Annotated in this window: 26 protein-coding genes; 16 read left to right on the top strand and 10 right to left on the bottom strand. The window is 59.4% G+C overall.

What is annotated here, in order from left to right:
* Nucleotides 1-918 carry a prephenate/arogenate dehydrogenase family protein gene (locus ABMC88_RS01545; protein ID WP_349575071.1) on the top strand — a complete coding sequence of 306 codons (918 nt, stop codon included), beginning with the start codon at nucleotides 1-3 and terminating at the stop codon, nucleotides 916-918.
* A complete protein-coding gene (locus ABMC88_RS01540; RefSeq protein WP_349575070.1) occupies nucleotides 915-1,676 on the top strand; it encodes an extensin-like domain-containing protein in 762 nt (253 codons plus the stop codon). Before ABMC88_RS01545 ends, ABMC88_RS01540 begins: the two co-directional genes overlap by 4 nt.
* Here ABMC88_RS01540 and ABMC88_RS01535 read toward each other — a convergent pair.
* Nucleotides 1,673-2,668: a DUF2125 domain-containing protein gene (locus tag ABMC88_RS01535; protein WP_349575069.1), complete on the bottom strand. Its 996-nt coding sequence runs from the start codon at nucleotides 2,666-2,668 to the stop codon at nucleotides 1,673-1,675. The two genes, ABMC88_RS01540 and ABMC88_RS01535, sit on opposite strands and share 4 nt — an antisense overlap.
* A 65-nt stretch (nucleotides 2,669-2,733) precedes the next feature.
* Between ABMC88_RS01535 and ABMC88_RS01530 the strand changes: the two genes are divergently transcribed.
* The 3 genes from ABMC88_RS01530 (at nucleotide 2,734) to ABMC88_RS01520 (ending at nucleotide 6,392) form a co-directional block, all read left to right on the top strand.
* A complete protein-coding gene (locus tag ABMC88_RS01530; protein WP_349575068.1) occupies nucleotides 2,734-3,264 on the top strand; it encodes a gamma-glutamylcyclotransferase in 531 nt (176 codons plus the stop codon).
* Between the two features lie 69 nt (nucleotides 3,265-3,333).
* Nucleotides 3,334-4,554: a biopolymer transporter ExbB gene (locus tag ABMC88_RS01525; protein ID WP_349575067.1), complete on the top strand. Its 1,221-nt coding sequence runs from the start codon at nucleotides 3,334-3,336 to the stop codon at nucleotides 4,552-4,554.
* A gap of 2 nt (nucleotides 4,555-4,556) precedes the next feature.
* Entirely contained in the window at nucleotides 4,557-6,392 is a 1,836-nt protein-coding gene (locus ABMC88_RS01520; protein WP_349575066.1) for a peptidoglycan -binding protein, read from the top strand.
* Nucleotides 6,393-6,398: 6 nt separating this feature from the next.
* On the opposite strand, the gene ABMC88_RS01515 is transcribed toward ABMC88_RS01520, so the two are convergent.
* The 3 genes from ABMC88_RS01515 to gloB all read right to left on the bottom strand — a co-directional run bounded on the left by ABMC88_RS01515 (nucleotide 6,399) and on the right by gloB (nucleotide 10,720).
* Nucleotides 6,399-7,355 (bottom strand): M23 family metallopeptidase, encoded by a 957-nt coding sequence (locus tag ABMC88_RS01515; protein WP_349575065.1) that lies wholly within the window; start codon nucleotides 7,353-7,355, stop codon nucleotides 6,399-6,401.
* Nucleotides 7,355-9,676 carry an ATP-dependent Clp protease ATP-binding subunit ClpA gene (gene clpA, locus ABMC88_RS01510; RefSeq protein ID WP_349575064.1) on the bottom strand — a complete coding sequence of 774 codons (2,322 nt, stop codon included), beginning with the start codon at nucleotides 9,674-9,676 and terminating at the stop codon, nucleotides 7,355-7,357. The genes ABMC88_RS01515 and clpA overlap by 1 nt, the downstream gene beginning before the upstream one ends.
* Nucleotides 9,677-9,928: 252 nt before the next feature.
* Nucleotides 9,929-10,720 (bottom strand): hydroxyacylglutathione hydrolase, encoded by a 792-nt coding sequence (gloB, locus tag ABMC88_RS01505; RefSeq protein WP_349575063.1) that lies wholly within the window; start codon nucleotides 10,718-10,720, stop codon nucleotides 9,929-9,931.
* A 59-nt stretch (nucleotides 10,721-10,779) separates the two neighbouring features.
* On the opposite strand from gloB, the gene ABMC88_RS01500 reads away from it, so the two are divergent.
* Entirely contained in the window at nucleotides 10,780-11,514 is a 735-nt protein-coding gene (locus ABMC88_RS01500; RefSeq protein ID WP_349575062.1) for a methyltransferase domain-containing protein, read from the top strand.
* 662 nt (nucleotides 11,515-12,176) lie between these two features.
* Here ABMC88_RS01500 and ABMC88_RS01495 read toward each other — a convergent pair.
* Entirely contained in the window at nucleotides 12,177-14,084 is a 1,908-nt protein-coding gene (locus ABMC88_RS01495; RefSeq protein WP_349575061.1) for a hypothetical protein, read from the bottom strand.
* 460 nt (nucleotides 14,085-14,544) lie between these two features.
* Between ABMC88_RS01495 and ABMC88_RS01490 the strand changes: the two genes are divergently transcribed.
* The 8 genes from ABMC88_RS01490 (at nucleotide 14,545) to ABMC88_RS01455 (ending at nucleotide 20,829) form a co-directional block, all read left to right on the top strand.
* On the top strand, nucleotides 14,545-15,105 hold the full coding sequence (locus tag ABMC88_RS01490) for a F0F1 ATP synthase subunit delta (RefSeq protein WP_349575060.1): 561 nt from the start codon (nucleotides 14,545-14,547) through the stop codon (nucleotides 15,103-15,105).
* A complete protein-coding gene (gene atpA, locus ABMC88_RS01485; RefSeq protein ID WP_349575059.1) occupies nucleotides 15,106-16,644 on the top strand; it encodes a F0F1 ATP synthase subunit alpha in 1,539 nt (512 codons plus the stop codon).
* A 14-nt stretch (nucleotides 16,645-16,658) separates the two neighbouring features.
* Nucleotides 16,659-17,534, top strand: a complete 876-nt coding sequence (locus tag ABMC88_RS01480) for a F0F1 ATP synthase subunit gamma (RefSeq protein ID WP_349575058.1) — start codon at nucleotides 16,659-16,661, stop codon at nucleotides 17,532-17,534.
* Nucleotides 17,535-17,553: 19 nt separating this feature from the next.
* Nucleotides 17,554-18,978 (top strand): F0F1 ATP synthase subunit beta, encoded by a 1,425-nt coding sequence (atpD, locus tag ABMC88_RS01475; RefSeq protein WP_349575057.1) that lies wholly within the window; start codon nucleotides 17,554-17,556, stop codon nucleotides 18,976-18,978.
* 14 nt (nucleotides 18,979-18,992) lie between these two features.
* Entirely contained in the window at nucleotides 18,993-19,421 is a 429-nt protein-coding gene (locus ABMC88_RS01470; RefSeq protein WP_349575056.1) for a F0F1 ATP synthase subunit epsilon, read from the top strand.
* Between the two features lie 125 nt (nucleotides 19,422-19,546).
* The gene (locus ABMC88_RS01465) at nucleotides 19,547-19,897 is read left to right on the top strand and encodes an H-type lectin domain-containing protein (protein ID WP_349575055.1); all 351 of its coding nucleotides are present in this window, start codon (nucleotides 19,547-19,549) and stop codon (nucleotides 19,895-19,897) included.
* A gap of 144 nt (nucleotides 19,898-20,041) precedes the next feature.
* Nucleotides 20,042-20,374, top strand: a complete 333-nt coding sequence (locus ABMC88_RS01460) for a hypothetical protein (RefSeq protein WP_349575054.1) — start codon at nucleotides 20,042-20,044, stop codon at nucleotides 20,372-20,374.
* Nucleotides 20,375-20,379: 5 nt separating this feature from the next.
* Entirely contained in the window at nucleotides 20,380-20,829 is a 450-nt protein-coding gene (locus ABMC88_RS01455; protein ID WP_349575053.1) for a hypothetical protein, read from the top strand.
* A 9-nt stretch (nucleotides 20,830-20,838) separates the two neighbouring features.
* Here the strand turns inward: ABMC88_RS01455 and ABMC88_RS01450 are convergent, their stop codons facing one another.
* Nucleotides 20,839-21,858 carry a ribose-phosphate pyrophosphokinase gene (locus tag ABMC88_RS01450; protein ID WP_349575052.1) on the bottom strand — a complete coding sequence of 340 codons (1,020 nt, stop codon included), beginning with the start codon at nucleotides 21,856-21,858 and terminating at the stop codon, nucleotides 20,839-20,841.
* 106 nt (nucleotides 21,859-21,964) lie between these two features.
* Here ABMC88_RS01450 and ABMC88_RS01445 point away from each other — a divergent pair, with 106 nt between their 5' ends.
* Nucleotides 21,965-22,561 carry a 2-hydroxychromene-2-carboxylate isomerase gene (locus tag ABMC88_RS01445; protein ID WP_349575051.1) on the top strand — a complete coding sequence of 199 codons (597 nt, stop codon included), beginning with the start codon at nucleotides 21,965-21,967 and terminating at the stop codon, nucleotides 22,559-22,561.
* Entirely contained in the window at nucleotides 22,558-23,346 is a 789-nt protein-coding gene (locus ABMC88_RS01440) for an alpha/beta fold hydrolase (RefSeq protein WP_349575050.1), read from the top strand. Before ABMC88_RS01445 ends, ABMC88_RS01440 begins: the two co-directional genes overlap by 4 nt.
* 1 nt (nucleotide 23,347) lies before the next feature.
* Here ABMC88_RS01440 and ABMC88_RS01435 read toward each other — a convergent pair whose 3' ends face one another.
* The 4 genes from ABMC88_RS01435 to ABMC88_RS01420 are packed head-to-tail and all read right to left on the bottom strand — an operon-like array spanning nucleotide 23,348 to nucleotide 26,279.
* The gene (locus ABMC88_RS01435; RefSeq protein ID WP_349575049.1) at nucleotides 23,348-24,388 is read right to left on the bottom strand and encodes a threonine aldolase family protein; all 1,041 of its coding nucleotides are present in this window, start codon (nucleotides 24,386-24,388) and stop codon (nucleotides 23,348-23,350) included.
* Nucleotides 24,388-24,870: a YcgN family cysteine cluster protein gene (locus ABMC88_RS01430; protein ID WP_349575048.1), complete on the bottom strand. Its 483-nt coding sequence runs from the start codon at nucleotides 24,868-24,870 to the stop codon at nucleotides 24,388-24,390. Before ABMC88_RS01430 ends, ABMC88_RS01435 begins: the two co-directional genes overlap by 1 nt.
* Nucleotides 24,867-25,799 carry a bifunctional riboflavin kinase/FAD synthetase gene (locus ABMC88_RS01425; RefSeq protein ID WP_349575047.1) on the bottom strand — a complete coding sequence of 311 codons (933 nt, stop codon included), beginning with the start codon at nucleotides 25,797-25,799 and terminating at the stop codon, nucleotides 24,867-24,869. Before ABMC88_RS01425 ends, ABMC88_RS01430 begins: the two co-directional genes overlap by 4 nt.
* Nucleotides 25,800-25,835: 36 nt before the next feature.
* Nucleotides 25,836-26,279 (bottom strand): MaoC family dehydratase, encoded by a 444-nt coding sequence (locus tag ABMC88_RS01420; protein ID WP_349575046.1) that lies wholly within the window; start codon nucleotides 26,277-26,279, stop codon nucleotides 25,836-25,838.
* Nucleotides 26,280-26,338: the final 59 nt, after the last annotated feature.

Here is a 26,338-nt window from a genome sequence, read left to right as displayed (position 1 = left end):
ATGGCACAGATTTACGATCGTGTGGCCTTGATCGGGCTTGGCCTGATCGCGTCTTCCATGTTCTGGGCGATGAAACGGGGGGGGCTTGCAGGCGAAGTCACGGGCTTTGCCCGCTCGGCTGAGACGCGCCAGACGGCCCGCGATATTGGCCTGTGTGACGTGGTCTGTGACGACATTCTCGATGCGGTGCGCGATGCCGATTTGGTGGTGCTATGTGTGCCTGTGGGTGTCATGGGCGCAGTCGCCGCGCAGATCGCACCTGCGCTGAAACAGGGCGCCACGGTCACGGATGTGGGATCGGTCAAGCGCGATGTCATCGACAGCGTTGCCCCGCACCTGCCGGAAGGCGTGCATTTTGTCGCTGGTCACCCGTTGGCGGGGACCGAACATTCCGGCCCGACCTCGGGCTTCGCTGAGCTTTTTGACAACCGCTGGTGCCTGCTGGTGCCTGCCGAAGGTTCGGACCCTGCCGCCACGGCGCAATTGCGTCATCTCTGGGAGGGGATGGGATCGAAGGTTGAGGAGATGGACGCCGACCACCACGATCTTGTGTTGGCCGTGACAAGCCATGCGCCCCACCTGATCGCCTATACGATGGTTGGTGTGGCTGATGACCTGCGGCGCGTGACTGACAGTGAGGTCATTCAGTATTCCGCCGCTGGCTTTCGTGACTTCACCCGCATTGCCGCCTCTGACCCCACCATGTGGCGCGATGTTTTCCTGAGCAACAAAGACGCGACGCTGGAAATCCTTGGCCGCTTCACCGAAGAGCTGTTCGCCCTGCAACGCGCCATCCGCCAAGGGGACGGCGACCATTTGCACGCGTATTTCACCCGCACCCGTGCCATTCGGCGCGGCATTATCGAGGCGGGGCAGGATACGGACGCGCCCGACTTTGGCCGCGGCGGCAAGGCATGAAACGGCTTACGCTTTTGCTTTGTGCGGTGGCCACCATCTCCTGTGCGGGTCCTGACGCGTCCAAGCGGCCGGAACTGCGGCCCGGCACGGGCCAGCCCGAGATCACGGCAGACGGCACGATTGACCGCTCGGCGATAGAGAACAGGCAAGGCGGGTTCTTCAAATCCATGCGCCCGCTCTTTCGATCCCCCAAAGCCGCCCGCGAAGCCCGCCAGCAACAGGCGGTCTTGGCGGCGGGGGCTGTGTGTGGCGATACCTCTATTCAGGGCGAGGCGATCGGCGCTGTTCCGGGCCGCATTGCTGGCTGCGGGATCGAGAACGCGGTGCGGATCACTTCCGTGTCGGGGGTGCGGCTAAGCACGAAGTCGACGATGGAATGTGGCACGGCGCGGGCGCTCAAGACGTGGGTGGACGGCAGCGCCAAGCCCGCGCTGTCGCGCAAGGGCGGCGGCCTGCGTGAGATCAAGGTCGCGGCGCATTACGCCTGCCGCCGTCGTAACAACGCCAAAACGGGCAAAATCTCGGAGCATGGCAAAGGCCGCGCCATTGATATTTCGGGCTTTACGCTGGTGGACGGGACGAAGATCACAGTCCTCAAAGGCTGGAACGCAGGGGGGACCCGCAAGGCGCTGCGCAAGATGCATGCCGACGCCTGCGGCCCGTTCGGCACGGTGTTGGGCCCCAAGGCGAACAAGTTCCACCTTGACCACTTTCACTTTGATACGGCGCGCTATCGCTCAGGCACTTATTGCCGTTAACGGATCACGATTCGGGGCGCAGGCCCAAGCGGGAAGAAACCGACGCGCATTTGGCCGTTCTGGAGTGTTACGGGCAGGTCCAGCGTGCCCTGCGCGTCTGACATCGCACCCAGCACGCTTTCGATGGTCGAAGTCCACTGCGCAGGCACATCGGTGCTGTCTGTGATCATGTTGAAAATTCGCTGCCAATTGCGGACTTGCACACGCACATCACCTGTCGGCACACCATTATTGTCGACGTTCAGATTGCCGCTTATCTCAAACCCCAATTGGTCCCATTCGGCGGTGAGCTGATTGATCGTGATGACGCGGGGCTGCGGACGGCTGTTGCGCAAGGCGCTGCGGTCCCACGGTCGGTCAAAGGTGACCACTATATCTGCAAGAATGGGGGCAAAGCTGTCTGCCCACGCATCGGGCACCTGCAACCCTTGGCGGATCAAACTACCTGGCGCGACACCAGTGGCAACGAGGGAGATGGCATAAGTTTCCGGCGCGGTGGTCTGGATCACATCGGTTGCTATTTCTTCAACGCTCAGGACGCGACCTTCAACAGCGTCAAGCGTGACTGCACGCGCCTTGCCGCGCATGGCCTCAAGCGCAAGCGCGGTTCCGGGGTGCAGGTTCAGATCGGCTTGCATCCCGTCCGACATGAGGGTCAGCGGCCCTTGGGCCGCGGTAAAGGTGATCGGTTCGGCAGGCAGGGTCACAGCCACGTCCCCCGGCCAATAGACAGGCGAGGCAATGCTGATGTGCGGTATCTTCAGCGCCGTTTGTGCGGCGGGGTCACTCAGGGTGATGTCGCGCAGCGTGGTGCCGATCCGCAGGGGAAAGCCGCTGCGGGCAGCTTGGGCCACGGTGACGTCCAGCCCGCTGTCACGCTGGCCTTGCCAAAACGCATCCAGCCCTTTTTGCATCGCACCGGTGGCGATCCACCACCAGCCGCCCCACAAAAGCGCGCAGACCAAGAGTATTTTCACCAACCACCGTTTCACGGGCAACGCCCCTCTTTTCATCCGTCCTCAGGTGGGGTTTACCTGCCGCAACACAGGAGAACCAGATGGCTATGTGGGTATTCGGCTACGGCAGCTTGCTTTGGAACCCGGGATTCGACGTCGCGGAGAGCGTGATTGCCACGCTGCCCGACTACGCCCGCTCGTTCTGTATGCGTTCGATCCATCACCGTGGCACGGAGGCCGACCCCGGTCTGGTGCTGGCGCTGGACCAACAGGCAGGGCAGGTCTGCACAGGTATCGCATTGCGCGTGCAACCGGGTTCTGAGGCGCAGACGCTGGCCTATCTGCGCGAGCGGGAGCTGATTTCCTCGGCTTATGTCGAGAAGGAGCTGGCGGTCGCGTTGGAAGATGGACGCACTGTCACAGCGCTGATCTATGTGATCGACGAGGCGCACGAGCAATATTGCGGTGACTTGCCGTTGGAGGAGCAGGCGCAGATCATCGCGCGGGCCGTCGGCGGACGCGGGCCAAATACGGAATATCTGTATAATACCGCCGATCACCTGACCTCGGTCGGGTTGGAAGACGCCGCGTTGAACTGGCTTGCCGCACGTGTGCGCGAGATTACTGCATAAACCCTTTGGTTTGGCGACGTTTCGGGTTAACGTCTAAAGCGATAATAATAAGGTCAGGAGCAGGGGCGCATGGCGCAGCCAGACCGCGAGGCGAAACCGCAGTTTTCACAACCCGTACGGCAGATCACACTGATGTTGCTGGTGCTCGGCTTGTCCGGCTTTGGCGTGTTTGTCGCCTTGCCACGTGTCTTGCCTGTCTTTCAGGCGAACCCTTATCTGAACGGGTTTATCTTCTTTGTTTTTGTGATCGGTGTGGTCGCCTGTTTCTATCAGGTGTTGCAGCTGATCGGCTCGGTCCGCTGGATCGAGAATTTTGCATCCGATAATGATACCCCCGACGGCAAGCCGCCGCAGATGCTGTCGCCCTTGGCCGCTTTGCTGCGCACACGGGGCGCGCGGATGCAGGTAAGCGCGTCTTCCACACGCTCGATCCTTGATAGTGTGTCAACGCGGATCGACGAGGCGCGAGAGATCACGCGCTATATCGTCAATACGCTGATTTTCCTTGGCCTTCTGGGCACGTTCTACGGCCTTGCGACAACGGTGCCCGCCATTGTGGACACCATCCGCAGCCTTGCGCCGCAAGACGGCGAGGGCAGCACAGATGTCTTTAACCGCTTGATGACGGGGCTGGAATCGCAACTTGCGGGGATGGGCGTTGCTTTTGCCTCGTCGCTGTTGGGGTTGGCGGGATCATTGATTGTGGGGCTGTTGGAGCTTTTTGCGGGCCACGGCCAGAACCGGTTTTATCAAGAGCTGGAAGATTGGCTCAGCTCGATCACCCGCGTTGGATTTGCCGCGGGCGGCGATGAAAGCACGCCTGAACAGGCACTGATGGCAGGGATGGTCGATCACATGGCCGAGCAGATGGAGCAGATGCAAGAGATGTTCAGCCGCTCGGAAGCGGGGCGCGCCGAGATGGAGCAGAGCCTTGGCAGTCTGGCCACAGCGATTGAGCGGATGGCCGTGCAATTGGGCGATCAGGGCGGCACTGGGGACGGGCTGGACCGGATCGTTGCGGGGCAGGAACGCATGATCGCAGTGCTGGAGGACCGCGAAGCCGCGCCTGTCGAGACTGGCGGGAATGATGCCGAAAGCCGGATGCGCCTACGCTCGATCGACGTGCAGATGCTGCGCATTCTCGAAGAAATCTCGGCGGGGCGGCAAGAGACGATGGCAGAGCTGCGCCAAGAGCTGTCTTATTTGACCAAGGCGCTGTCATCGCCACGCAGTGCGACAGAGCCGCGCCGTATGCGGGCCACCGGCAAACCCGGCGGCGGGGAGCGCTAGCCGTGGCGCTGTCGCGCAGAACGGGTGCGCGGTTTCAGGCCTCGATCTGGCCCGGGTTTGTAGACGCGATGACGGGCCTTTTGCTGGTGCTGATGTTTGTGCTGACCATTTTTATGGTCGTGCAATTTGTGCTGACAGAGCAAATTTCCGGACAAGAGACAGAGCTGGACGAACTGTCTGGCGAAGTTGCGGCCCTTGCGCAGGCATTGGGGTTGGAGCAGCGGACCAACACGGATTTGCAAGCCCGTGTCGGGGCGTTGCGCTCTTCGCTGGTGGATGCCGAGACGCGGGCGTCGGATCAAGCCGCGCTCATCGCTGCGTTGCAGTCCGAGCGTGACACTCAAGCCGAGGCGCTAAACGCGGCGCAAATGCGGATCACAGGGTTTGAAGCGCAAGTCGCGGCCTTGATTGCTGATCGCGATACGGCGCTGGGCACGATTACCGATCTGGAGGCGCGAGAGGCAGCATTACTAAGCGAGCAGGAGGCGTTGAACCTTGCCCTTGCCGCCAGCCGTGAAGAGGTAGACGCGCAGGCCGAGGCCGCCCGATTGGCGGCAGCGCGGCGGGAGGCGTTGCAAGCGTTGGTCGCTGATCTCCGCGCCCGCAACAGCGATGCGCAGACCGAGATCGCAGGCCTGAGCGCCGAGGTAGCCGCCGCCCAAGAGGCCCTGTCCGAACAGGAAGCGGCGCAACTGGCCGATGCCGCCGCCGCCGAGGCGCTGCGTGCACGTCTGGAGGATGCCGATACCGAATTGACCGCGATGACCCTGTCGCTGGAGGCGCAGCGCAAGCGGGCAGAGGAAACGCTGACCCTTCTGGCGGCGGCCCGTGCCGCGGAGGAAGAGCTGGGTTTGCGCCTGTCCTCGGCCCTTGGGGCTGCCGAAACAACTGAGGGCCAGTTGCAAGCCAGTCTGGCAGACGCCGAGGCCCGCATTGCCGCGCTTGAGGCGCAGTTGAACGAGACGCAAACAGATACCGATGGGCGCCTGACCGACCTGCAATCACGCCTCGCCGCAGCTTTGGCCGCAAAGCTGGCCGCCGAGACGCAGGCAACCGAGACGCAGGACGAGGCCGCACGCCGCGCAGCGTTGTTGGCCCAGTCGCAAGAACTGTTGGCGCAAGAGCAAGCGACCTCGACGGCGGCGCAGCGCCAGACAGAATTGCTCAACCAGCAGGTCGCGGCTTTGCGGACGCAGTTGGGCGATTTACAGGGGTTGCTGGATCAGGCAGTGGAGGCAGACTCAGCACGGGAGGTGGAGCTGCAATCGCTTGGATCACAGCTGAACACCGCGCTGGCGCGGGTCGCCGCGGAGGAGCGGAAACGAGCTGAGCTGGAAGCGGCCGAGCGCAAGCGGCTGGAGGCCGAGACGAAGAACCTTGAGCAATACCGGTCAGAGTTCTTCGGACGGCTGCGCAGCGTGTTGGGCACGCAGGAAGGCGTGCGGATCGAGGGCGACCGCTTTGTCTTCAGCTCAGAAGTTCTTTTCCCGCCCGGTGGCGCGGACCTGTCCCGTGATGGCACGCGCGAGATTGCAAAGGTCGCAAATATCCTGCGCAACGTGGCCGCCGACATCCCCGAAGGAATTGATTGGGTGATCCGCGTGGATGGGCATACCGACAATGTGCCGTTGTCGGGGCAGGGCGAATTTGCGGACAACTGGGAGTTGAGCCAAGCGCGAGCCCTGTCTGTTGTGAAATATATGGCGAATTTTCTGGCCATTCCGCCGGATCGGTTGTCCGCCAACGGGTTCGGTCAATATCAGCCCGTAGACACCGCCAACACAAACGAGGCCCGCGCACGCAACCGCCGGATTGAATTGAAGTTTACCGAGAAATAACGCGCCTTAGGGCAGGGATAGAGTCACGTCCCGCTGGTCGATGACCTGTTTGCCGCGCAGTAACGTTGCAGTGCCGCGATAGGTGCCCGCAGCCCATTGCGTGCCGCGTCGCTTTTTCCCGATGGCGCGGAACGACTGCGCTTGGGCGCGCTTCAGCAGGACATCGCGGGCGATTACCTCGCCTGTCGGGCCATCGAGAGCCAAGCGGATGACATCGCCTTTTTGGGTGCCGAACATGAATGCATAGATGACCAGTGCATCGCTGTCGGGGGCGGGTGTGGGCACAGTATTGGCGCGTATCGCGCTGAATTCAGGGACATTTGCGGCAGTGCCGATGCTGATGATGCCGCCCGCGCGGTAGGAGGGCATGTCGGACCACAGGGTATCTTCTTCAACCACGCCGCAGGTGATTTTGCCGTCAGGTTCAAACGGGTCAACGACTGCGCCATCTTTGCGCACCGACAGATGAAGATGCGGGAATTCGGCGCGGCCTGACATGCCGACCTGACCAACCACATCGCCCGCCTCTATCTTTTGGCCCCGTGTTACCGTGACAGAGCCGCGGCGCAAATGGCAATACTGCGTCTCCCACCCGTCCGCGTGGCGCAGGACAAGGCCGTTGCCACATTCGCGCCCCTCGACGCTGGCGGCGGTTTCAGCCGAGTAGCGCACATCGTCCATCCCATCGCGCAGGCCAGCGACAACACCGTCCGCTGTGGCCAGAACATCAACGCCTTCGGCGATCATATCATCGGTGGGCAGGGCAAAATCCGTCCCCTTATGGCCATCATAGCTGAGGCCAGAACAGGCGAAATCGGACGCATCGCCAGAAGGATCATGGTCAACGTATTGCTGGATGAAGCAAGGGCCATCCAGATCGCAGTCAATTGGGTTGGACAAAGAGAAATCCCCCGCCGTGGCAGGCACAGCGAGGGACAAAAACGCAAGAAGCGTTGTGCGCATTATTCTGCGGTAAGCAACGGTGGCTTGTCGTCGGTGAGGCGCGGGTTATCGGGGCCCTCGATCACCAGATCGAGTTCGCCCTTCTTCACGCCCACTTTAACAACGCCACCTTTGGCCAATTTGCCGAACAGCAACTCTTCGGAGAGCGGCTTTTTGATGTATTCCTGAATGACACGGCCCAACGGACGTGCCCCCATTTTGTCATCATAGCCCTTGTCGCCCAGCCATTCGGCGGCTTTCGCGCTCAGCTCGATCGTGACGTTGCGGTCCATCAATTGCGCCTCAAGCTGCAGCACGAATTTCTCGACCACCTGCATGATGACCTTTTTCGGCAGTGCGCCGAAAGAGATCACCGCATCCAGACGGTTGCGGAATTCTGGCGTAAAAGTCCGCTCGATCGCGGCAGTGTCTTCGCCTGTGCGACGCTCGCGGCCAAAGCCGACAGCTTCTTTTGCTTGATCGGCAGCGCCCGCGTTCGAGGTCATGATCAGCACGACATTGCGGAAATCGACCGTGCGGCCGTTGTGATCGGTCAGCTTGCCGTGGTCCATCACCTGCAACAGGATGTTGTAGACGTCGGGGTGCGCTTTCTCCATCTCGTCGAGGAGCAGGACGCAGTGCGGGTCCTGATCGACGCCGTCGGTCAACATGCCGCCCTGATCAAACCCGACATAGCCGGGAGGGGCGCCGATGAGGCGGGAAACGGCGTGTTTCTCCATATACTCGGACATATCGAAGCGCAGGAGTTTGACACCCAGCGTATCGGCCAGTTGTTTTGCCACCTCGGTTTTACCCACGCCAGTGGGGCCTGCGAACAGGTAGTTGCCGATGGGTTTTTCAGGCTCGCGAAGACCGGCGCGGGCCAGTTTGATGGCCGAGGCCAGCGCATCAATCGCATCATCCTGACCAAACACCACGCGTTTGAGCGAGGCCTCAAGGTCTTTGAGCACAACAACATCGTCTTTGCTGACGTTCTTGGGCGGGATGCGTGCGATTTTGGCGACGACGTTTTCGACCTCTTTGGTGCCGATGGTTTTGCGGCGCTTGGAGGCGGGAACGAGGTGCTGAGCAGCGCCCGCTTCGTCGATGACGTCGATGGCGCTATCGGGCAGCTTGCGGTCGTTGATGTAGCGGTGCGCCAGCTCGACAGAGGTTTTGATCGCATCAGCAGTGTATTTGACGCTGTGATGATCCTCGAAGTAGGACTTGATGCCTTTGAGGATTTTCTGTGCGTCTTCTACCGAAGGCTCGTTCACGTCGATCTTTTGGAAACGACGCGCAAGGGCGCGGTCCTTTTCAAAATGCTGGCGGAACTCTTTATACGTGGTCGAGCCCATGGTGCGCAATTTGCCACCCGCAAGCGCGGGTTTCAGCAGGTTCGACGCATCCATCGCACCACCTGACGTGGCACCCGCACCGATGACGGTGTGGATTTCGTCGATGAACAATACGGCGTCGTCATGCTCTTCCAACTCGGTCACGACGGCTTTCAGGCGTTCTTCGAAATCACCACGGTAGCGGGTGCCAGCCAGCAACGCCCCCATGTCGAGCGAGAAAATGGTCGTCTCGGACAGCACTTCGGGGGTTTCGCCAGCCACGATCTTGCGGGCCAGCCCTTCGGCGATGGCGGTTTTACCCACACCGGGGTCGCCCACCAAAAGCGGGTTGTTCTTGCGGCGGCGGCAGAGCACCTGAATGCAACGCTCAACCTCGGAATCGCGGCCGATCAGCGGGTCCACATCGCCGTCGCGGGATTTCTTGTTCAAATCTACGCAGTATTTATCCAGCGCGGATTCTTTTTTGTCGCCTTCGGTGACGCCTTGCGGCTCTTCCTCGTGCTCTGGTGCGCCAGAGACGGGGCGTGCTTCGCCGAATGCGGGGTCTTTCGCGACGCCGTGGGCGATGAAATTGACCGCGTCATAGCGGGTCATGTCCTGCTCTTGCAGGAAGTAGGCGGCGTTGCTTTCCCGCTCTGCGAAAATGGCGACCAGCACGTTTGCGCCTGTCACTTCCGTGCGGCCCGAAGACTGCACGTGGATCGCGGCACGTTGGATCACGCGCTGGAAAGCAGCCGTTGGAACGGCTTCGGAACCTTCGACATCGGTGACGAGGTTGCTGAGGTCTTCGTCGATGAATTCCACCAACGTGTCGCGCAGTTCGTCCACATCGACCGAGCACGCTTGCATGACTTGCAGGGCGTCAGGCTCGTCCACCAGCGACAGCAACAAATGCTCCAGCGTGGCAAATTCGTGGCGGCGTGCATTCGCAAGCGCAAGGGCTGCGTGAATGGACTGCTCTAGAGTGTTCGAGAATGAAGGCACGTGCGTGCTCCTTTTCGATAGGGGTCGGTCAGGGGCGTGAAGTATGCCAGCGCCTGCGGTCGACCATGGCCTGATAGTATTAGAGTTTGGTTGATCGTGGGCAACCTTCAAGTCCTTTTTGAAATAAAGTTGTCACATTTGGTTTCAAGAGTATGAACAAAACGGTTTTGAGCCAATTTAAAGGCACGCAGATTACAGGCCGCGGGTGGCATAAGTTATTGGAACAGAAATTTATTGCGCCCGCAGTGGTGGTCAGAACCTGTCTTTTCGGCCTCTGATCTCGGCGAATACCTCTGCGTCGGTGGCATCTTGCAGCCCAAGGGTGGCTCGGATCGCGGGGTCCGCGGCGCGTAGAAACGGGTTGGTGGCACGCTCCAGCCCCAGCGTTGAGGGCACGGTAAACGCGTCATTGGCGCGGGCGGTGTCGATGTCGCTGATCCGTTGGAGCAGGTCGGTGTTGTCAGGGTCGACTGTTATGGCAAAGCGTGCATTTGACGCAGTGTATTCGTGACCCGAACAGATGAGTGTTTCATCCGGCCAAGACGCCATTTTCGACAGGCTGTCATGCATCTGCGCAGGCGTGCCTTCAAACAAGCGGCCGCACCCCATGGCCATCAGGCTGTCTGCGGTAAAGGCCATGGCGGCTTGGGGAGCGTAAAACGCAATGTGGCCCAAGGTATGCCCCGAGACATCCAGCACCTCGACCCGTGTGTCGCCCAGCATGAAATGATCCCCCTCGGCTAACGCATGATCCAGCGGGGGTAGGCGGTGGGCATCGGCGGCCCCGCCAAATACGGGCGCGGGGTAGTCGGGCAGCAGCGCGGGCAGCCCGTCAATATGATCGTAGTGGTGATGCGTCAGCCAAATCTGGTTCAGCGTCCACCCGCGTGCGGCAAGCTCGGCCTTGATGGGGCCCGCTTCCGGCACATCAATCAGTGCGATTGCACCGCTGGCCTTCTCACGCAGTAGGAAGGCATAGTTATCCGCCAGACAGGCGATTGTCACAAGGGTATGGGTTTCGGTCTCAATCGTCTGAGAGGGCATGGGCAAGGCTCCTGTGCTGCGCTAGACTGCACAGGATGGCGCAATAAGGGAGCGTGTCAATGCATCTTGATGTGCAGGATTTGCGGAATTTCTATTATCGCAGTGCCTTGGGGCGTGCAGCGCAGAAATCGTTGCGCGACCGTATGCTTGGCCTGTGGCCCGAGGCGCAGGGCCAGACTGTTGTTGGCTTTGGCTTTGCCGCGCCTTTGCTGCGCCCCTACCTCAAGGACGCGCGGCGGGTGATAACCCTGATGCCGGGGCCGCAAGGCGTGATGCCTTGGCCTGCGGGCATGGATAACACCTCCGTTCTGACAGAAGAGACATTGTGGCCGATCGAGACAGGGCATGTGGACAAGCTGGTGCTGCTGCACGGGTTAGAGACCTGCGAGCGGCCTTCGGATCTGTTGGAAGAATGTTGGCGCGTGCTGGGGCCGGGGGGCAAGGCGCTGTTTATTGTGCCGAACCGTGCGGGGCTGTGGGCGCGGCGCGACCGCACGCCGTTTGGCTATGGCAGGCCCTATTCGCCGGGGCAGCTGGATGCGCAATTGCGCAAGCACCAGTTTCTGCCCGAACGCCACGCAGGCGCGCTGTACCAGCTGCCCTCGGCCAAGCGGATGTGGATGAAATCAGGCGGCCTGTTTGAACGTGCTGGGCGTTCTGTGCCCACGATCATGGCAGGCGGCGCGTTTATGGTGGAAGCGACCAAGCTGGTCTATCCGCCCAAAGGCCGCGTTGCGCGCAAACGCAGCCGCGTGCCCTTGGGGGTTTTGGAACCTACGGTAAAGCCTGTCTAGCTGCCTGATTGATTTGCGAAGCGGTTATCACCCGTCAGAAAGCCGAATTCCTCACCACCCTCAGTGGGGAGGCCCATACTGATATCGCTTTCAGCCCTTCGAGCCGCAGCGTGCCCTCGAAGGCGTTGCCATTGGCGTTTGCGATAACGCGCATGGTCACGTCAGTGAAGTTACCTGCGGTGTTTTTACTCGGGCGAAAACGTTTGGACAAAGCCCGTGTCGAGGTCGCGGACAAGCTATGACGGATCGACGAGGAGCATGTCCTGTGCGGGATCGCATTCTGTCACGCGGCCGAACAGTCCGATTGCGGCACTACCATTCGGCCCAGTATCACAGGCCGAAACCTCGATCATATCCGCGCCATCGCCTGTGATATGAACTTCTTCTGCGTCCCCGCCGACCAATACGTTCGATTGCAGCAGATCATCGCCCGCGCCCCCGTCCAGCGTGGCGTCCAGCCCGAAATTGGCATCCGCTGAGCGCAGCGTGTCGTTGCCTTCGTTCCCTTGCAGTACAGCCGGACCAGAGGCGCCGTTGGCGACGAATGATAACAGATCATCGCCAGTCAGTCCTGAAATGGTGCCTCCGTCCGGGCCATCCTCTTGGATGTAGCCCGGGATCGTCAGAACATCATCGCCAGCCGTGCCGATCCTCGAAGGGAGCTAGTTACTTCTCTGTGAGGTTTCGGTGAAGAGATAGGCGGGGGTGTTGATCGGCGCGACAGAGCGGTCAATGAGGGACACCTCAACATCGGCTGCCGACAGGCCCGTCGTCCCCTCAAGGCGCACAACACCAGCAAAGGCGAGGCCGTCGTCATCGTCTGTCAACTCGATCCGCACGTCGGTATACGCGCCGCCGACGTTTTCGGTCAGCGTGATGGATTGCGTCAGCGCATCAACCGCTCCGCCCGGATCATAGGCGCTGACGTCGACGACGATCACATCTTCGCTGGCAGAAAAGTCCGTGATCTGCGCGACGATACCGTAGTCGACCGTGTCACTAATCCCCAACATAGGCGCGATTTCGACCGTATCCTCGCCTGCTCCTGTCGTGAAGGTATCAACCGTTTGCGTGGTTGCGGGAGTAAACAGCTCGGTCACGAGCAGATCATCACCTGCGCCACCGTCGAGCGTGCTTGGGTTGCTGAACTCGATCTCGCTGGCGATGATCGTGTCATTGCCTTCGCCGCCTTGCATCGCCAATGGGCCCGCATCGTCGCGGCCTTCGTGCAGCAACAGATCGTCGCCCGCACCGCCCGAGATCGTCTCGACGTCGACACCTGTGCCACCGGACGAGATATAGTCGTTGCCCGCCGTTGTATTGTCGCCTGCGCTCAGGTTGATGTCGGTAAGGGCAAGGTTGTTGACCCCTTCGAGGCGGATGACGGCCTGCGTTTGGGCAGCGCCTGCGTCAAGCGCGGTATAGGTCGCGATCACATCGGTATAGCTGCCGTCCTCGGCCACGGACAGCGAGAGACCGTTAAAGGCCACACCAGCGGCATCGTCATTGCCCGAGATAATGTTCAAAGTGTCGTCGTTGAGGTTGAAATCGGTGATGCTGCCCACTCGGATTACGCCACTGCTGACGCCCTCTTCGGGAAAGCTCAGATCGACGGTAAAGGTATCATTGCCGCCGCCGCCTTCCAGCGTGTCCTCCATGGTTTGCCCGCTGCGGGGGGTAAGGAGGACGAATGAGCTGAGTTGGTCGTCGCCTGTGCCGCCGCGCAACACCAAAGAGCCGCCGCGGTCCAGGCTGTCAAAGACCTCGATCACATCGTCACCGTCACCGCCAAAAAGCGTGCCACCAAGGCCGCGATCACTGGCTACGCCAGTCAGGGTGTCATCCCCTTGGTTGCCCGAAGCAATCCCGCTGGCAGCCGTGTAGTTGATAACATCGTTGCCCGCGCCGCCGCGCGCATCCGTATCAATGCCGCTTGCGTCGATCTGGTCATCGCCAGCTTCACCGCTCAGGATGCCTCCTGTGTTGTCGATACCTGTGCTGATGGTGTCATTCCCTGTGCCGCCGCGGATTGTGGCCTCGGTGCCGTCGACATCAAAGAAGTCGTTGTCATCGTCGCCCACAGCGGTGTTGCCGATCCCGCCGATGGAAAAGCTGTCGTCGCCGCGGCCGCCGTTCACGTCGTTATCGGTGCCGCGCACCTCAAAGGTATCTGCATCACGGCCGCCTTCGACGATGATGTTGTTGCCTGTCACGATAATCCGGTCTTCGCCTCCGCCCCCAAAGACAGACGCCCCATTGCCCAGCACATCAGCGGTGATGGTGTCGTCGCCTTCAAACCCGAAGATCGGGGCGTCCGACAGTGTGGTGATGACATCTGCGTCAGCGGTGCCTTCGCCCTCGACACCCGGATTGACGGGCGGCTCTGGTACAACAGGCGGCTCTGCTACGACGGGTGGTTCTGGTACGACGGGCGGTTCTGGATCAACCGGCGGTTCCGGCTCAACAGGTTCTGGTGGATCAATCGGATCTTGCGTATCGTCCTCACCGCTATCGAGCGCGGGAATAAAAAGAGCGATGCCCAACAAGGACAATAACAGAAGTGCAGACATGGTAACCCCCCAAAGGCATTGATCGCTCAATCCTTTGTTAACCATACGTAACTGTCAATGATTTCAGCGAGTTTCCCGCGAGAGTTGAGAAAGTGGGCGCTGGTGTGGGCCGGTTTGTTTCGGCAGTCGCAACAAACCGCGCATTCAGTCGTGTTTGTCGCTAAATTGGACGTTGGGTCAGGTCAGCGATGCAACCACCGTTGATATAAGAATCGACTCAATTTAACGTGAATGCGTCACCTGAGTGAAATTTAATCGCTATGCAAAAGGTCGCAGTTGGGCCAAGCCTTTGATTTTTATGTCCCTGCGGGTGAATGGACTTCACTATAGCATGTTGCGGCACGCTAATCTGTCTGCTACATCGCCCCTGATTTAACCGCTTGGAGACTTTTTCCAGGCCGCTCCAAGCCGCTGGTTTTGCCAATAGGGTGAGCCGGTGCAGACGTATGAGAGGATGGACGTGTCCGAACCAGCTTCGATCTCGACCGGTATTGCGCAACGCTATGCAACAGCCGTGTTTGAATTGGCTAAAGAAGCCAAGAAAGTTAAAGCCGTTGAAACGGATTTGACAACCCTGAATGATGCGATGACCAGCAGCGATGATTTCGCCGCCCTCATCCATTCGCCCATCTACACCCGCGAACAGCAAGGCGCTGCTATTACAGCACTCGCCAAGAAGATGAAGCTGTCGCCGATGATGGCCAACACACTTGCACTGATGGCGTCCAAGCGCCGTTTGTTCGTGCTGCCCCAACTGGTGCAGACGCTGCGCGATATTATCGCCGAGGACAAAGGTGAAGTGACTGCAGATGTGACATCCGCAAAAGCACTGACCAAGACGCAGTCCGACAAACTGGCCGCGTCTTTGAAGAAGACAGCCGGTAAAACCGTAACGCTACGCCAGACCGTTGATGAAAGCCTCATCGGCGGTTTGATTGTTAAAGTGGGCTCGAAGATGATCGACACGTCGATCCGCTCCAAGCTCGATTCCCTCCAGAATGTAATGAAAGAGGTCGGATAAATGGGTATCCAAGCGGCAGAAATTTCTGCAATCCTGAAGGACCAGATTAAGAACTTTGGTCAAGAAGCTGAAGTGGCCGAAGTTGGCCGCGTTCTTTCCGTCGGTGACGGTATTGCGCGCGTCTACGGCTTGGACAATGTCCAAGCGGGCGAGATGGTCGAATTCCCCGGTGGTATTCAGGGTATGGCCCTGAACCTCGAAGCGGACAACGTTGGTGTTGTTATCTTCGGTTCCGACCGCGACATTAAAGAGGGCGATACGGTCAAGCGTACGAACTCGATCGTGGACGTGCCAATCGGTGACGAACTGCTGGGCCGCGTTGTTGACGGCTTGGGCAACCCCATTGACGGCAAAGGCCCGATCGGCGCGAAAAAGCGCGGCTTGGCCGAAGTCAAAGCGCCGGGCATCATCCCGCGTAAATCGGTTCACGAGCCTATGGCGACTGGTCTGAAGTCTGTTGACGCGATGATCCCCGTTGGCCGTGGCCAGCGCGAATTGATCATTGGTGACCGCCAGACCGGTAAAACAGCTGTCGCACTCGACGCGATGCTGAACCAAGCGCAGGTTAACAAAGCGGCTGGCGACGACGAGAGCAAGAAAATGTACTGTGTGTACGTTGCGATCGGCCAGAAACGCTCGACTGTTGCGCAGCTTGTTAAAAAGCTCGAAGAAACAGGCGCGATTGAATACTCCATCGTTGTGGCTGCGACCGCGTCCGAGCCTGCACCGATGCAGTTCCTCGCACCATACTCCGCCACAGCCATGGCAGAGCACTTCCGCGACAACGGCCGCCACGCTTTGATCGTTTATGATGATCTTTCCAAGCAAGCGGTATCCTATCGCCAGATGTCCCTGCTGCTGCGTCGTCCGCCCGGGCGTGAAGCCTACCCAGGTGACGTTTTCTATCTCCACTCCCGCCTGCTTGAGCGTTCCGCCAAGCTGGGTGATGATGCAGGCAACGGCTCTCTGACAGCTCTGCCGATCATCGAAACCCAAGGTGGCGACGTTTCCGCGTTTATTCCGACCAACGTGATTTCGATCACCGACGGTCAGATCTTCCTTGAGACCGAATTGTTCTACCAAGGCATCCGCCCTGCTGTGAACACCGGTCTGTCGGTTTCGCGCGTTGGCTCCTCGGCCCAGACAAAGGCGATGTCCTCTGTTGCCGGCCCGGTGAAATTGTCGCTGGCTCAGTACCGTGAAATGGCTGCCTTTGCGCAGTTCGGTTCCGACCTTGACGCCTCCACCCAGCAGCTGCTGGCCCGTGGTGCGCGCCTGACCGAGCTGATGAAACAAGCGCAGTACAACCCGCTGACCAACGCCGAGATCGTTTGCGTGATCTATGCAGGTACAAACGGTTACCTCGACAAAGTCGACGTCAAAGACGTTGGCCGTTTCGAGGCTGCATTGCTCAAGCACCTGCGCAGCAAGAACAATGATCTTCTGGAAGACATCACCAACAACGACCGCAAGGTTAAAGGTGAGTTGGAAGATTCCATCAAGGCGGCTCTCGACGCGTTCGCTGCTGACTTCGCATAAGGGAGAGATAGCCAATGGCAAATCTCAAAGACCTTAAAAACCGGATCGCGAGTGTGAAAAACACCCGTAAGATCACGAAAGCCATGCAAATGGTTGCCGCGGCGAAACTTCGCCGCGCGCAGGAAGCTGCCGAAGCGTCCCGTCCTTATGCGGAACGTTTCAATGCTGTGATGGCGTCGCTTGCGGCGTCGGTAGGTGGATCGGATTCCGCGCCCAAACTCCTTAGCGGGACGGGCAAGGATGACGTGCATCTGCTGCTGGTTATGACGGCTGAAAAAGGTCTGTGCGGCGGGTTCAACTCGAACATCGCCAAAAAGGCCCGCGCCCATGCGCAAGAGCTGATTGCTGCCGGTAAGGAAGTCAAAATCCTCACCGTTGGTAAAAAGGGCCGTGACCAGCTAAAGCGTGATTTGAGCGATCACTTTGTCGGCCACGTCGACCTGACCGAAGTCAAACGCGTCGGCTATGCCGATGCGCAGGGCATCGCCAAGGACGTTCTGGGCCGGTTTGACGAGGGCGAATTCGACGTGTGTACGTTGTTCTTTGCCGAGTTCGTCAATGTGGTCACACAGATCCCGACAGCGTTGCAGATCGTTCCGGCCAAATTCGAAGAGACAGAGGGCAACGCGCCCGAAACTCTGTTCGATTACGAGCCATCCGAGGAAGCGATCCTTGCGGATCTTCTGCCACGTGGTGTGGCAACGGCGATCTTCTCGGCACTGTTGGAAAACGGTGCATCCGAGCAGGGCGCACGCATGTCCGCGATGGACAACGCGACGCGCAACGCAGGCGAGATGATCGATGATCTGACAATCGAGTACAACCGCTCGCGTCAGGCCGTCATCACCAACGAGCTGATCGAAATCATTTCCGGCGCGGAAGCGCTGTAAGATATTGGAGTAATACGACATGGCACAAGCAGTCGGCAAAATCACCCAAGTCATCGGCGCTGTCGTTGACGTACAGTTCGAGGATCACCTGCCGGAGATCCTCAACTCACTGACAACCGAGAATCAGGGCAAGAACCTGATCCTCGAAGTGGCCCAGCACCTGGGCGAAAACACGGTCCGTACCATTGCGATGGATGCGACCGAAGGTCTGGTTCGTGGCCAGAAAGTAACTGACAACGGTCAGCCGATTTCCGTTCCTGTTGGTAACGCCACACTGGGCCGCATCATGAACGTTGTGGGCGAGCCTATCGACGAAAAAGGCCCCGTTGCTGCGGACGAGACACGCTCGATCCACGCAGACGCGCCCGAGTTCGCCGAGCAAGCGACCACATCCGAAGTTCTGGAAACAGGCATCAAAGTGATCGACCTTCTGGCGCCATACGCCAAGGGTGGTAAAATTGGTCTGTTCGGTGGTGCCGGTGTTGGCAAAACCGTTCTGATTATGGAACTGATCAACAACATCGCCAAAGTGCACTCGGGCTTCTCCGTGTTCGCGGGTGTGGGTGAACGTACGCGTGAAGGGAATGACCTTTACCACGAGATGATCGAATCCAACGTTATCGTTCCTGACAACCTTACAGAGTCCAAAGTGGCGCTGGTTTACGGCCAGATGAACGAACCTCCAGGTGCGCGTATGCGTGTTGCCCTGACAGGTCTGACATTGGCCGAGCAGTTCCGCGACCAATCCGGTACAGACGTTCTGTTCTTCGTGGACAACATCTTCCGCTTCACACAGGCCGGTTCCGAAGTGTCCGCTCTGCTGGGTCGTATTCCTTCTGCTGTGGGCTACCAGCCGACACTCGCAACCGACATGGGCGCGATGCAGGAGCGTATTACCTCCACGAAGTCCGGTTCCATTACCTCCGTGCAAGCCGTTTACGTGCCTGCGGATGACCTTACCGACCCTGCACCAGCGACATCCTTTGCGCACCTCGACGCGACAACGGTTCTGGACCGCTCGATCTCGGAAAAAGGCATCTACCCTGCGGTTGATCCACTCGGTTCCACATCGCGTCTTCTCGATCCGCTCGTGATCGGTGAAGAGCACTACAAAGTGGCAACAGACGTTCAGCAGGTTCTGCAGCGTTACAAATCCTTGCAGGATATCATCGCCATTCTGGGCATGGACGAACTCAGCGAAGACGACAAACTGGCCGTGGCCCGTGCGCGTAAGATCGAGCGTTTCTTGTCCCAGCCGTTTGACGTTGCAAAGGTATTTACCGGCGCAGACGGCAAACAGGTGCCACTGGCAGAGACTGTTGAATCGTTCAAAGCGGTTGTCGCAGGCGAGTATGACCACCTGCCAGAGGGTGCGTTTTACATGGTAGGCGGCATCGAAGAAGTGAAGGCGAAAGCCGAGAAAATGGCAGCAGACGCGGCCTAAGGGAGCACTGAGCAATGGCAGACACGATGCAATTCGATCTGGTGTCGCCTGAGCGGCGCCTTGCCTCGGCCCAAGTGGCTTCGGTGCAGATCCCCGGTGCGGATGGCGACATGACGGCAATGCCCGATCATGCGCCAACCATCACCACGCTGCGCCCCGGCATCCTGACGGTGGACGGCCCTGACGGGCAGTCCGAATATGTGGTCACCGGCGGCTTCGCCGAGATCACAGCCACAGGCGTTTCTGTTCTGGCGGAGCGTGCGCTTGCGCGGGCCGACATGACCCAGGAAACCATGGACGAGATCATGGAAGAGGCGAAAAACACCTATACCACGGTGAAAGAAGCCTTTGAAAATGAGCCTGGCCCCGTAGATGACGCGGCCAAGCTGTTGTCGGACATGGTCGCCATGGGCGAGCACATGGGCCTCACAGCCAAAGAGTAATCCGCATTCAACGGATTGTTAAAAGGCCCTGCTGTTTCAGCGGGGCCTTTTGCGTTTCCATAGGCCCTTGATTTGCCATAGATATGTGACAAAGCATGTAAGATCGCTTTGGCAGAGGGACCAAGATGAAAAAACTGCGCAGCTCAATCGTTGGGGTCGACAGCGGGGACGAAATCCTGTTCGAGGATTTTGAGGACGGCGGAGAAATGTGGACGGGGCGTGGCCAACGTGAACGCCGCCGCCGGATCAAGTTTTCAGAGCGTTATTTAAGCGAGCCGACGGTGCAATTGTCTATTTCACTGTGGGACATGGACGCGGGCTCGGTCTTGCGGGCGGATGTGTCTGCCGAAGCGGTGACCGAAAAAGGCTTTGACATGGTGTTTCGCACCTGGGGCGATACCCGTGTCGCACGTGCGCGGATCGCGTGGACGGCGTTTGGTGAGCTGGAAGACGCAGATGCGTGGGATGTCGGCTAAGCTGCCTGTCCGACGATACTCTATGCCATGTAATTGAACGTCGGAATCGGCGTCTGCGGGTCTTTGCGCTTGTCCCGAAACGTCATACTTGTGACGAAGTGTTTGTATAATCTCGGTCCCAGACCCCGCGATAAGGACAAACAGGTGATATATTTTGCGCGCGCATTGTTTCTCTTGGGAACGCTACTGCTGAGCTGTGGGCTCTGCGTATTTGTCGGAAAGATACTGTTTAATACGTATCTGCCTGAAGACCTGAAAGGGTACTGGGTGGAAACCTGTGTGGCGATTATCGTTGGCACTTTGCTTGCATCGATTGCCCGGTTGCTGGGGAACGATCTGGTTGGCCCTAAAAGAGCGATCAAAGAGAAATCACAGAAGGGCTATGAAGCTTTCAGGCGCCAAGACAAAGTCACCAAGGCGCTTCAAGTTGATGATATCTTCTCCAGCTTTCTATATTTGCTCAAGAATATGGACTAGCTGATATGCAAAAAGGTGTCGCAAATTCAGAGTCGGACGAAGCAGCAGCCATTCAGAACCTGTCGGCTGATGATAGATCGGCATTTGAAGAGCTGAAACGCCAGCGCGATCTTCATCAGATCAGCGCGTACAAGTTTGAGGAAAGCAAGCAGGCGCTGTTGGGGGTCCAACCGGCCAAGGAGCGGGTGCTGTCCAACTGGTTTGTTCTGGCCTCAATCGCGGCATTCATTCTGCTTGGTAGCTATATTCTCTACCCGAGAAACACATCTAGTTTCTCCAATGTGGCGGATAACATGGTCACGAACTGGGGAGAAAGGAGTGTTCTCGCGCTTCCTGGCAAAGTCCGCCGCGTTAAGGAAACATCTGACGACGTAGCCGACCAGCTGTTCAAAGAGTGTGAACTGCTGGTCTGCGAAAGCCAGATGTATCCGAATGGGAGAAAGCCTGCGGATTAGGGCTTTGTCTTACTCCGCCGCGTATGTCCCGTCATAGATCGGACCCAGCGTGTCCTGCTCGAACAGGGAGGACACAGACGTGCCGTTCCAGATGTTCAGGATCGCTTGGGCAAAGATGGGGGCGGTGGGCACAACACGGATGTTTTCCGCATTTTTGATGGCGTCTGTGGGTTGGATGCTGTCCGTGATGACCAGAGATTTCATGACCGAATTTGTCACGCGTTCAACCGCAGGGCCGGACATGACGCCGTGGCTGATATAGGCGTGGACTTCTTTGGCACCGTTTTCCAGCAGGACTTCGGCGGCTTTGCACAGGGTGCCTGCGGTGTCGCAGATGTCGTCGATGATCAGGCAGGTTTTGCCAGTCACGTTGCCGATTACTGTCATCTCACTGACTTCGCCCGCTTTTTCACGGCGTTTGTCGACGATGGCCAGCGGCGCGTTCAAGCGTTTAGCCAACTCACGCGCACGCGCCACACCGCCCACGTCGGGCGAGATGATCAACAGATCGTCCATCTGGTCTTTGAATTGGTGTTTGATGTCCAGCGCGAAGACGGGCGAGGCATAAAGGTTATCGACCGGAATGTCGAAGAAGCCCTGAATCTGTGCGGCGTGCAGATCCATTGTCAGGATACGCTCGATCCCCGTGCCGACCATCATGTTGGCGACCAGTTTGGCTGTGATGGGCGTGCGGGCCTTTGTACGGCGGTCCTGGCGGGCGTAGCCAAAGTAGGGCAGCACGGCCGTGACGCGTTGCGCAGACGAGCGGCGCAGCGCGTCCGCCATGATGAGCAGTTCCATCAGGTTGTCATTGGCAGGGTTCGAGGTAGGCTGGATGATGAACATATCCTCGCCGCGCACGTTTTCGAAGACTTCGACAAAAATCTCGCCATCGTTGAAACGCTCTACGCGGGCATCGACAAGGCCGACATTCACGCCACGGTGCAGCGACATCCGCCGGGCGATTGCTTTGGCAAGTGGCATGTTGGCATTGCCGGAAATCAGCTTTGGCTCGGGGGTACTGGGCATGAGGGGGAGGCTCCGTGGCAGCGGTTTAACAGAATCGTTACGTTGTACAGGACCTAACATGCGCATAGGGTCGCGCATAGTATACAGACCCTTTGAGGAGCGCCTTATGACACAGATTGATTATTATTTCGCAACCCTGTCGCCCTATTGCTACCTTGGCGGGACGCGGTTGGAAGAGGTCGCGGCCAAGCATGGGGCGCAGATCAACTACAAGCCGTTTGATTTGATACAGGGCTTCGGGCGCACGGGGGGCACGCCGCCCAAAGACCGCCACCCCAGCCGGATCGCGTACCGCGCACAAGAGCTACCGCGTCAGGCGAAAAAGCTGGGGCTGCCGTTTAACATCAATCCCGCGCATTGGCCGACCAACGGAGCACCCGCGGCCTATGCTTTCATCAGCGCGCAGACGGCAGGGGGCGGTGATCTGGGGTTGCTGGCGCATCTGATCACCCGCGCTGTCTGGGCCGAGGATAAGGATATCGCCGAAGATAGCGTGATCCGTTCCTGTCTGAGCGCGGCTGGCTTTACGCCTGAACTGGCGGATAGCGGCTTGCTGGCGGGGGCCGAAACATACGCACGTAATCTGGAAGACGCGGTAGAGGCTGGCGCTTTTGGCGCGCCGTTCTATGTGATTGGCGAGCAGCGGTTTTGGGGACAGGACCGCATTGATGATATTGATCTATACCTGCAAGGAAAACTGTGAGCCTTCATACACATACGCACCATTTCGCGGGCGCCTCGCGGCAGGCTTTGGCCATTCATTGCACCCTTGGCCATGGCGGCGTGTGGCGCAGGCTGGCAGAGCTTCTCAAGGACGATCTGAGCGTGCTTGCCTTTGATTTGCCCAGCCACGGCAAGTCGGGCGAATGGGACCGCACCGGTAATGTGCATGATGTCGCGACCGACATGGCGCGGGCGTTAATCACGGAACCGATGGACCTGATTGGCCATTCCTTCGGGGCTACCGTCGCCCTGCGCATCGCCGCCGAAACACCAGAGCTGGTGCGCAGCCTGACCTTGATCGAGCCGGTGTTTTTTGCCGCCGCATGGGAGGACGAGCCCGCCTTGCAAGAGGCGCATGCCCGCGCCAATGCGCCTATGACAGCGGCCTTCGCATCTGGGGACGAGCGCGAAGCCGCGCGTGTGTTCAACCGCGATTGGGGCGACGGGACGCCGTGGGATACGATGCCGGCGCGAATGCAGGACCATCTGGCGCGGCTGGTGCATTACGTGCCTGCCAGCGCCCCGTTTTTGATCGACGATAGCGCGGGGCTGTTGAAACACGGCAAGCTCGCCCGTGCGGCGATGCCGACCGCCCTGATCGAGGGCGACCAATCCCCCGCGATGAGCGCGAAGGTCGCGATTGCCTTGCAAAAGCGTCTGCCCGACGCACAGCGGCATATCATCAAAGGGGTCGGGCATATGCTACCCGTGACGCATCCTGAAACCGTCGCGCCGCATGTGCGGGCGCTATTGGCGCGTAGCTAGGTCAAAAGTAGCTGAGGAATTCATCCACGCCCGCATCCGTTCTGGACCAGTCACAGACCAGCCGCGCAGACAACAGCTCGGCCGGGTCGCCCGTGTTCACATCGCCGCCCATGACATAGTATTTTGCCCCCGCTGCGTGCAGCTTTTGGTGGGTGGCGCGGGGGAAGCGGGTGAAGATCATGTTGGCCTGCGGCGTGTGCAGCAATTCCGCGCCTTTGTCGATCAACCCTTGGGTTAGGCGGGCGCAGGCGGCATTGGCGCTGCGGGCCATATCAAGCCACAGATCCTCCTCCAGATAGCCCGCCATCTGCGCAGACAAAAAACGGTGTTTAGAGAAAAGATGTGCGGCGCGTTTGCGGCGCAGCTCGAACTCCCATGCTTTTTCAGGGTCGAAAAAGATCACCGCTTCGACGCCCATGCAGCCGTTCTTGGTGCCGCCAAAGCTGACCACATCCACGCCTGATTTCCATGTCATCTCGGCCGCTGAGCAGCCCAGTGTGACCAGCGCATTGGCAAAGCGTGCGCCGTCCAGATGCACAGGCAGGTCTGCGGCCTTTGCCACAGCTGTTAGTGCCCGCAATTCGTCGAGGGTATGGACCGCGCCGAATTCCGTCACTTGAGTGATCGAGACAGCGCCCGCTTGGGCCATATGCACGTTGGTGTTTTGTGGGCGGCGGGCAATGGCTGCTTGCAACACCTCTGGCGTCATCTTGTCGTCGGTGGGGATCAGGGTCAGTTTCGCGCCGCCCGAATAGAACTCGGGCGCGTTGCATTCATCTTCTTCGATGTGGCTGTGTTGCGCGGCAAAAATCGTCTGCCACGGTTGGGTATAGCACGCGAGCGCCAGCGCATTGGCGGCGGTGCCAGTGGCGACCAGATAGACGGCGGCCTGCGGGGCCTCGAACAGGGTGCGGATGCTTTCGCGCACTTCGTCCATGATGGGGTCGTTGCCATAAGGCATGGCGTAGCCATCGTTCGCCGCCATCACGCGCTGCATGATTTGCGGGTGAACGGGGCCTGCGTTGTCAGAGGCGAAAAACATCAGGTTGGCTCCTCGATGATGTGGTCTTCCCAGTCTTCGAATGCGGTTTCCCATTCGCTGACCGTACGGTGGCGCATGGAGACACCGGCGGCGTGCACGCTGTCAGACGTACCAGTGATCAGCGGGTGCCAGTCGGGCAGGGCTTGGCCCTTCCACAAGCGGCGATAGGCGCAGGTTTGCGGCATCCAATAGGCGTGGTCGTCGATGTTCTCGGGCGTCATCACGATGCAATCGGGCACGAACTGGTGGCGGATGTCGTATTGCCCGCAGCGGCAGGTGGCATCGTCCAGCAAGCGGCAGGCGACATTGGTGAGCGCAACCTCGCCACTGTCTTCGTCCTCCAGCTTGTTCAGGCAACATTTCCCACAGCCGTCGCACAGGGCTTCCCACTCGCGCTTGTTCAGCGACTTGAGCGGTTTGCGCTCCCAGAACCGCTTGCCCAGACCCGAGCGGTCAATCGGGTCGTCGGCAGGCGCGCTCATAGCGCGGCCAGAATGGCGCGGGATTGGGCGCTGTCGGCGTCCATCTGGGTGATCAGCGCATCAAGGCTGTCGAAGTTCTCTTCGCCGCGCAAATGCTCGACCAGACCAACAGACAGGGGCGTGCCGTATAGATCGCCCTTGAAGTCGAAGATAAAGGTCTCGAGGTTGGGTTTGTTTTCCCCGAACATGGGCCGCACGCCCATCGACGCGACGCCGTGGTAGCTGCCCGCGTGGGGGCCTTCCAGCACATCCACCAGCACGGCATAGACCCCAAAAGCGGGCGGGTGCAGCCCGTCGATGGACATGTTGGCCGTGGGGTAGCCCAGCTCGCGACCGCGCTGTTCGCCGCCGATCACGGGGCCCTCGATTCGGTGCCAATGGCCCAGCATTGCGGCGGCATCGCGGGGGCGTGCCTCGCTCAGGGCGCGGCGGATCGCGGTGGAAGATATCGTCTGCTCTGTCTGTTCCAACAGCGGAGCGGTCGTCACGCCAAATCCAAGCTGCGCACCGTATTCGGCAAGGTCCGCCGCCGTGCCAGCCCGCCCTTTGCCAAAGCAGAAATCGGCCCCCACAACCACATGACGCAGGCCAAGGCCGCGGTGCAGGATCTTGTCGGCAAAATCATAGGGCGTGAGCGAAGCAAGCGCTGTATTGAACGGCAGCTGATACAGTTTCTCAACGCCCACCTTGGCAAGGCGCGAGGCGCGGGCCGCACTGCTCATCAACCGGAAGGGTGGGGCGTCGGGGGCGAAATAGGCGCGGGGATGCGGCTCGAACGTGACGATGCCAAGGGGCGCGTCAGGGGCGGCGTTCCGCGCCATTTCGATCACCGAGCGGTGGCCAAGGTGTACGCCGTCAAAATTGCCAATCGCGGCTGTGGCGCCGCGATCTGTCTCGTCTACAAACTGGTAGTCAGAAATGATCCGCATGGCTTTGAGTAGCCCTGCGGCGCGGTCAGTGCAAGGTCAGTCGAACTTGCGTGAGGGGGCCAGAACTGTTGCTTCGCCGACCAACACCTTTTTCCCATCAACCGAGCAGTGGCAATCCATCTTTACGATGCGCTTTGCGGGGTCGATGTCGGTGACCTTCACCTCCGCATAGACCGTGTCGCCAGGGCGCACGGGGCGCAGGAACTTCATCGTTTGACCGAGGTAGACGGTTCCGTGACCTGGCAATTGTTCCCCAATCACAGCCGAGATCAGGCCCGCAGTCAGCATCCCGTGGGCAATGCGCCCTTGGAAAATCGTGTCTTGGGCATAGTCGTCGTCAAGGTGCACGGGGTTGCGGTCGGTCGAGACGGTGGCGAACATCTCGATGTCCTCATCCGTCACCTGTTTGCGCAGGTAGCGGAACATGCCGATTTCGATGTCTTCGATGACGATGGTGCCGCGTGGAAGATTGTCCAACATGCTTGCCCTCTTGGTAATAAAAGTGCGGGCGATAAGCCCTGATTGGAACTTAATTACTT

The sequence above is a fragment of the Sulfitobacter aquimarinus genome, from assembly GCF_040149565.1.
GTDB lineage: Bacteria > Pseudomonadota > Alphaproteobacteria > Rhodobacterales > Rhodobacteraceae > Sulfitobacter > Sulfitobacter aquimarinus.
The sequence above is the reverse complement of the archived record's forward strand: the minus strand, read 5'-3'. Positions and strand labels throughout refer to the sequence as shown.

Excerpts from the sequence above, each read along its gene's own strand:
- ABMC88_RS01450 (WP_349575052.1), bottom strand. The coding sequence starts at position 21,858 with ATGCCCAGTACCCCCGAGCCAAAGCTGATTTCCGGCAATGCCAACATG.
- ABMC88_RS01435 (WP_349575049.1), bottom strand. The coding sequence starts at position 24,388 with ATGTTTTTCGCCTCTGACAACGCAGGCCCCGTTCACCCGCAAATCATG.
- ABMC88_RS01425 (WP_349575047.1), bottom strand. The coding sequence starts at position 25,799 with ATGCGGATCATTTCTGACTACCAGTTTGTAGACGAGACAGATCGCGGC.
- ABMC88_RS01480 (WP_349575058.1), top strand. The coding sequence starts at position 16,659 with ATGGCAAATCTCAAAGACCTTAAAAACCGGATCGCGAGTGTGAAAAAC.
- ABMC88_RS01445 (WP_349575051.1), top strand. The coding sequence starts at position 21,965 with ATGACACAGATTGATTATTATTTCGCAACCCTGTCGCCCTATTGCTAC.
- ABMC88_RS01420 (WP_349575046.1), bottom strand. The coding sequence starts at position 26,279 with ATGTTGGACAATCTTCCACGCGGCACCATCGTCATCGAAGACATCGAA.
- ABMC88_RS01430 (WP_349575048.1), bottom strand. The coding sequence starts at position 24,870 with ATGAGCGCGCCTGCCGACGACCCGATTGACCGCTCGGGTCTGGGCAAG.
- ABMC88_RS01525 (WP_349575067.1), top strand. The coding sequence starts at position 3,334 with ATGGCGCAGCCAGACCGCGAGGCGAAACCGCAGTTTTCACAACCCGTA.
- atpA (WP_349575059.1), top strand. The coding sequence starts at position 15,106 with ATGGGTATCCAAGCGGCAGAAATTTCTGCAATCCTGAAGGACCAGATT.
- ABMC88_RS01545 (WP_349575071.1), top strand. The coding sequence starts at position 1 with ATGGCACAGATTTACGATCGTGTGGCCTTGATCGGGCTTGGCCTGATC.
- ABMC88_RS01455 (WP_349575053.1), top strand. The coding sequence starts at position 20,380 with ATGCAAAAAGGTGTCGCAAATTCAGAGTCGGACGAAGCAGCAGCCATT.
- ABMC88_RS01530 (WP_349575068.1), top strand. The coding sequence starts at position 2,734 with ATGGCTATGTGGGTATTCGGCTACGGCAGCTTGCTTTGGAACCCGGGA.
- ABMC88_RS01515 (WP_349575065.1), bottom strand. The coding sequence starts at position 7,355 with ATGCGCACAACGCTTCTTGCGTTTTTGTCCCTCGCTGTGCCTGCCACG.
- ABMC88_RS01500 (WP_349575062.1), top strand. The coding sequence starts at position 10,780 with ATGCATCTTGATGTGCAGGATTTGCGGAATTTCTATTATCGCAGTGCC.
- ABMC88_RS01470 (WP_349575056.1), top strand. The coding sequence starts at position 18,993 with ATGGCAGACACGATGCAATTCGATCTGGTGTCGCCTGAGCGGCGCCTT.
- atpD (WP_349575057.1), top strand. The coding sequence starts at position 17,554 with ATGGCACAAGCAGTCGGCAAAATCACCCAAGTCATCGGCGCTGTCGTT.
- ABMC88_RS01495 (WP_349575061.1), bottom strand. The coding sequence starts at position 14,084 with ATGTCTGCACTTCTGTTATTGTCCTTGTTGGGCATCGCTCTTTTTATT.
- ABMC88_RS01540 (WP_349575070.1), top strand. The coding sequence starts at position 915 with ATGAAACGGCTTACGCTTTTGCTTTGTGCGGTGGCCACCATCTCCTGT.
- gloB (WP_349575063.1), bottom strand. The coding sequence starts at position 10,720 with ATGCCCTCTCAGACGATTGAGACCGAAACCCATACCCTTGTGACAATC.
- ABMC88_RS01465 (WP_349575055.1), top strand. The coding sequence starts at position 19,547 with ATGAAAAAACTGCGCAGCTCAATCGTTGGGGTCGACAGCGGGGACGAA.